General features: G+C 54.0%; 3 protein-coding genes. All 3 read right to left on the bottom strand.

Going from position 1 to position 6,601, the window contains the following annotated elements:
- On the bottom strand, window positions 1-2,815 hold a 2,815-nt coding region (locus ACO6VE_RS23575; RefSeq protein ID WP_422463856.1), incomplete at its 3' end, for a hypothetical protein.
- 486 nt (window positions 2,816-3,301) lie between these two features.
- On the bottom strand, window positions 3,302-6,262 hold the full coding sequence (locus tag ACO6VE_RS23570) for a hypothetical protein (RefSeq protein WP_422463854.1): 2,961 nt from the start codon (window positions 6,260-6,262) through the stop codon (window positions 3,302-3,304).
- A 110-nt stretch (window positions 6,263-6,372) separates the two neighbouring features.
- Window positions 6,373-6,601, bottom strand: a 229-nt coding sequence (locus ACO6VE_RS23565) for a hypothetical protein (protein ID WP_422463852.1), incomplete at its 5' end; no start/stop codon positions are given.

The raw sequence follows: 6,601 nt of genomic DNA, 5'->3' as shown, positions 1-6,601 counted from the left end.
TAATGATCGCCGTAGCGGCTGTTGATGCTGTAGCGTCTGCTGACACTGTGGCGGCTGCTAACGCCGCCGCTGTTGACTCTGTAGTGGCCGTCGACGCCGAAGCGGTTGTTGACACTCTAGCGGCATTTACCGGGCAAACATCACCGTACGAAAAATCCAACGCATCCGGAAATTCAGTTCCCGAAGCGCAATTGGCTGTTAACACGCGTGGGTCAGCTTTTTGGCAAAGAAGCTGCTCATTGGATTCAGGTCCCAAAGCGCAATTGGCTGTTAAAACACGTGGGTCAGCTTTTTGGCAAAGAAGCTGCTCATTGGATTCAGGTCCAAAATCCTTTTTCATGATGACATAGCTATTCACCGCCATGGTGTTGGAAACCTTTTCGTTATTGGCAAACTTCCCTGCCCCGATGTCGGCGTATGCACCTTCACCCGAGGTTTCGACCGTGCTGTTCACTGCCGTGGTGTTGGCAACCGTTGCGTTATGGGCAACCTGCCCTACCCCGATGCCGGCGTATGCAGAATTACCCGAGGTTTTGACCGTGCTGTCCACCGCCGTGGTGCAGGCAACCGTTCCTTGATCGTAAACCGCCCCCGCCCCGATGCCGGCGTATGCATTTTCACCCGAGGTTTCGACCGTGCTGTCCACTGCCGTGGTGTTGGCAACCGTTGCAGTTCCGGAAACCTGCCCTCCCCCGATGCCGGCGTATGCTTTTTCACGCGAGGTTTTGACCGTGCTGTTCACCGCCGTGGTGTTGACAACCTTTGCATTTCTGGAAACCATCCCCCCCCCGATGCCGGCTAATGCTGATTTACCCGAGGTTTCGACCGTGCTGTTCACCGCCTTGGTGTTGGCAACCGTTCCTTCTTGGTCAACCCACCCCACTCCAATGCCGGCGTATCCACGTTCACCCGAGGTTTTGACCGTGCTGTTCACCGCCCTGGTGTCGGCAACCTTTCCATCAATCGTCCCCCCCCCGATGCCGGCGAATCCACGTTTACCCAAGGTTTTGACGGTGCTGTTCACCGCCCTGATGTTGGCAACCTTTGCATTTTTGTAAACCCACCCTCCCCCGATGCCGGCGTATGCATTTTCACCCGAGGTTTCGACCGTGCTGTCCACTGCCGTGGTGTTGGCAACCGTTGCAGTTCCGGAAACCTGCCCTCCCCCGATGCCGGCGCATGCTTTTTCACGCGAGGTTTTGACCATGCTGTTCACCGCCGTGGTGTTGGCAACCTTTCCTTGATCGTAAACCGCCCCCACCCCGATGCCGGCGTTTGCATCAGTACTCGAGGTTTCGACCGTGCTGTTCACCGCCGTGGTGTTGGCAACCTTTCCTTGATCGAAAACCGCCCCCACCCCGATGCCGGCGGATGCTGATTTACCCGAGGTTTCGACCGTGCTGTTGTCCACTGCCGTGGTGTTGGCAACCACCGTTGCATTTCCGGAAACCTGCCCTCCCCCGATGCCGGCGTATGCATCAGTACCCGAGGTTTTGACCGTGCTGTTCACCGCCCTGGTGTTGGCAACCGTTCCTACAGTGTCAACCCACCCCCCTCCAATGCCGGCGTGCGCATAAGTACCCGAGGTTTTGACCGTGCTGTTCACCGCCCTGGTGTTGGCAACATTTCCATCAATCACCCCCCCCCCGATGCCGGCGCGTGCATAAAGACCCAAGGTTTCGACCGTGCTTTTCACCGCCGTGGTGTTGGCAACCGTTGCTCCAGGGGCAACCACCCCCACTCCAATGCCGGCGTGTGCAGATTGACCCTTGTTGGTTTTGACCGTGCTGTCCACCGCCGTGGTGTTGGCAACCATTCCTCCATCGTGAACTATCCCCCCCCCGATGCCGGCGTATCCACGTTCACCCGAGGTTTCCACCGCGCTGTCCACCGCCGTGATGTTGGCAACCGTTCCTTTAACCTCCCCTCCCCCAATGCCGGCGTAAGCTTTGTCACCCAAGGTGGAAACATGAGCATTTTTGGCCCGGACACCACTGACTGTGCCATTAATTTCAACAACACAGGCTGCTAACCCAGTCACCTTTGTGGAATTTATTATATTGGCACCAGTCAAGTGAAGGTCACTGATGCGGCCTTTCAGAGTGGCAACAAAACAGTCCGGCAGGTCGCTGATGGTACGGCACTGCCCATCGTACTGCCCGGTGAATGGATCGGTATCATTGCCAATGGATTGAAAGTCTTGAGTGACAACAATATCCGCCGTCTGTTGGTATATACCGTTCATTGGATAGCAGGGATCTCGACCAATCTTGTCCAGGGTTTTCGTATCATTAATCTTTATGGGCATCTTTATGGGTTGTGGACAATCGGCACTGTCATTCGAATTGGCATACTGAAAAAAGCTGGCCAGCGTGCCAAGTGCCAGCAGTCCTCTGGTTCCCTGACTCCCTTGATAGCGGGCTGCAGATGGCTGTTGAAGGGGTACGTCTTGCAGGCCGGGTTCTTTTTCCTGAGCCTCTTCCCCGGTTGCTTTTGATGTCTGTGGTAATTCCGGTTTGACATCCGGACCGGGCACACAGCTACCGAACCAGGCATCGGCAATATCTTTCGCTATGAAAAGCATGGGACTCAACGGCACGATAGTTGCCGTGGCCAGTCGCCCAATACCTTCCAGTGCTTTATCGGGATTAATACTGAAGCGAGGATCTTCCATCGGAATCAATGATTTCACAAATGCTTTAGCAACAGCAACACCATGGCCGAGCCAGGAATGTTCGACGCCATTCCCTGAACATTGGGAAGCGCTGTCATAAATTGGTTGCTGAATGGGTTGCTGAATGGGTTGTTGAATCATAAACAAGCCTCGATGATGTTGCATAAAAGTACATTGGAAATATGTACAAAAAATACTTGGCATCATTGATCCATCCAGTGATGTAAAAGTTCCCGGGTTATGTTTTTTTCTTAATACAAAAAACTGACTTCACGTGGCCTAACCATCCGCTTCCCGCACTCTACGGATGAGAAAGTCCATATCCAGAGCGTTGCCAGGTTCTGGGATCTGCTGGTGGCTACCCTGAAAGCGGTTCCGGAAGCGTAATGCGATGGTTGCCCTATGTTTGTGACAGCGCCTAAGCGGAACAGATTGATGAACTCTGTAGAGGGAAAACAGGAAGAATCAGCAGCAACCTGATCGTTCTGACATTCTGGTACTATAAAAAGACGACTGTTCAGTGACGGTCGCCTTTTTTAAATGCTCCAATACAGGGGACTGTTTGAATAAATAGGTTACCAACGTTTGTCCAGCTCAGTTACTCTGTCAGTCAGTACCTGGTTCATTTCATACGCTGCTGAGTGCAGGAACTCTCTGCCTGTTCATTCGTTCTCTGATTCCCTGACAACCATGTGATACCGAGTTGACCGCAGCGCTAGCCAGTTCTTTACCACGAGTCAGGGGTTTCTTCGCCAGCTCCTTACCACGCAACCCGTGCCGGTAACCGTTAATCCATTGATAGGTTGAATAGCCGACAATCGCCAATCCGCCCGCTGCCACAAGTGTACCTGTGGTAATGAGCGCTGTAGCGGCTGTTGATGCTGTAGCGGCTGTTGATGCTGTAGCCGCTGTTGATACTCTAGCGTCTGTTGACACTATGGCGGCTGCTGACGCCGCCGCGGTTGACTCTGTCGCGGCAGTTGACGCCGAAGCGGTTGTTGACACTGTAGCGGCATTTACCGGGCAAACATCACCGTACGAAAAATCCAACGCATCCAGAAATTCAGTTCCCGAAGCGCAATTGGCTGTTAACACACGAGGGTCAGCTTTTTGGCAAAGAAGCTGCTCATTGGATTCAGGTCCAAAAGCGCAATTGGCTGTTAACACGCGTGGGTCAGCTTTTTGGCAAAGAAGCTGCTCATTGGATTCAGGTCCAAAATTCTTTTTCATGATGACATAGCTATTCACCGCCGTGGTGTTGGTAACCTTTCCTCCATCACGAACCTCCCCTCCTTCGATGCCGGCGTATGCATATTTACCCGAGGTTTCGACCGTGCTGTTCACCGCCGTGGTGTTGGCAACCGTTCCTCCATTGGAAACCAGCCCTCCCCCGATGCCGGCGTATGCATATTTACCCGAGGTTTCGACCTTGCTGCCCGCCGCCGTGGTGCTGCCAACCTTTCCTCCATTATGAACCAGGCCCACCCCGATGCCGGCGCATGCAACTTCACCCGAGGTTTCGACCGTGCTGTTCACCACCGTGGTGTTGGCGACCGTTGCTCCATTGGTAACCTGCCCTACCCCAATGCCTGCGTGTGCATATTTACCCGAGGTTTCGATCGTGCTGTCCACCGCCGTGGTGCAGGCAACCGTTCCTTGATCGTAAACCGCCCCTCCCCCGATGCCTGCGCATGCACGCTCACCCGAGGTTTCGGCCCTGCTGTTCACCGCCGTGGTGTTGGCGACCGTTGCTCCATTGGTAACCTGCCCTACCCCAATGCCTGCGTGTGCATATTTACCCGAGGTTTCGACCGTGCTGTCCACCGTCGTGGTGCAGGCAACCGTTCCTTGATCGTAAACCGCTCCCCCCCCGATGCCTGCGCATGCACGTTCACCCGAGGTTTCGGCCCTGCTGTTCACCGCCGTGGTGTTGGCAACCTTTCCTCCATCGGTAACCTGCCCTACCCCAATGCCGACGTGTGCATTTTTACCCGAGGTTTCGACCGTGCTGTCCACCGCCGTGGTGCAGGCAACCGTTCCTTGATCGAAAACCGCCCCTCCCCCGATGCTTGCGAATGCACCTTCACCCAAGGTTTCGACCGTGCTGTTCACCGCCGTGGTGTTGGCAACCGATCCTCCATAGGTAACCTGCCCTCCCCCGATGCAGGCGTATGCACCTACACCCGAGGTTTTGACCTTGCTGTTCACCGCCGTGGTGCAGGCAACCGTTCCGTTTTTAACAACCCCCCCCCCGATGCAGGCGTATGCATAATTACCCGAGGTTTCGACCGTGCCGTTCACCGCCGTGGTGTTGGCAACCTTTCCTTTGAAAATCATCCCCCCCCCGATGCCGGCGTGTGCATCTTTACCCGAGGTTTCGACCGTGCTGTTCACCGCCGTGGTGTTGGCAACCGTTCCTTTGACAATCACCCCCCCCCCGATGCCGGCGTATGCACGTTCACCCTTGTTGGTTTTGACCGTGCTGTTCACCGCAGTGGTGTTGGCAACCATTCCAGAAACCCACCCCCCTCCGATGCCGACGTATGCACGTTCACCCGAGGTTTCTACCCTGCTGTCCACCGCCGTGGTGTTGGCAACCATTCCTCCATCGTGAACCAGCCCCCCCCCGATGCCGGCGTATGCACGTTCACCCGAGGTTTCGACCGTGCTGTCCACCGCCGTGATGTTGGCAACCGTTCCTTTAATCTCCCCTCCCCCAATGCCCGCGTAAGCTTTGTCACCCCAGGTGGAAATACGAGCATTTTCGGCCCGTACACCAATGACTGTGCCATTAATATCAACAACACAGGCTGCTACCCCAGTCACCTTCGTGGAATTTATTATATTGGCACCAGTCAAGTGAAGGTCACTGATGCTGCCTTTCAGAGTGTCAACAAGACAGTCAGGCAGGTCGCTGATAGTACGGCACTGCCCATCGTACTGCCCGGTGAATGGATCGGTATCACTGCCAATGGATTGATAGTCTTGAGTGACAACAATATCCGCCGTCTGTTGGTATGTACCGTTCAGTGGATAGCTGTCATTTCGGCCAATCATGCCCAGGGTTTTTGCATCATAAATCTTTATGGGTATTGAACCATTGGCACTGGCATTCGAATTGGCATACTGAAAAGAGCTGGCCAGTGTGCCAAGTGCAAGCAGTCCTCTGGATCCCTGACTCCCTTGATAGCGGGCCGTGGATGGCTGTTGAAGGGGTACGTCTTTCGAGCCGGGTTCTTTTTCCTGAGCCTCTTCCCCGGTTGCTTTTGATGTCTGTGGTAATTCCGGTTTGACATCCGGACCGGGCACACAGCTACCGAACCAGGCATCGGCAATATCTTTCGCTATGAAAAGGATGGGACTCAACGGCACGATAGTTGCCGTGGCCAGTCGCCCAATACCTTCCAGTGCTTTATCGGGATTAATACTGAAGTGAGGATCTTCCATCGGAATCAATGATTTCACAAATGCTTTAGCAACAGCAACGCCATGGCCGAGCCAGGAATGTTCGACGCCATTCCCTGAACGTTGGGAAGCGCTGTCATAAATTGGTTGCTGAATGGACTGCTGAATAGGTTGCTGAATCATAAACAGGCCTCGATGATGTTGCATAAAAGTACATTGGAAATATGTACAAAAAATACTTGGCATCATTGATCCATCCAGTGATGGAAAAGTTCCCGGGTTATGTTTTTTTCTTAATGCAAAAAACTGACTTCACGTGGCCTAACCATCCGCTTCCCGCACTCTCCGGATGAGAAAGTCCATATCCAGAGCGTTGCCAGGTTCTGGGATCTGCTGGTGGCTACCCTGAAAGCGGTTCCGGAAGCGTAATACGATGGTTGCCCTATGTTTGTGACAGCGCCTAAGCGGAACAGATTGATGAACTCTGTAGAGGGAAAACAGGAAGAATCAGCAGCAACCTGA

Source organism: Endozoicomonas sp. ALB115 (assembly GCF_049310245.1).
Classification (GTDB): domain Bacteria; phylum Pseudomonadota; class Gammaproteobacteria; order Pseudomonadales; family Endozoicomonadaceae; genus Endozoicomonas.
The sequence above is the reverse complement of the archived record's forward strand: the minus strand, read 5'-3'. Positions and strand labels throughout refer to the sequence as shown.

What these genes read in the sequence shown, in the direction of transcription:
- ACO6VE_RS23570 (WP_422463854.1), bottom strand. Translation starts at nt 6,262, where the DNA reads ATGATTCAGCAACCTATTCAGCAGTCCATTCAGCAACCAATTTATGAC.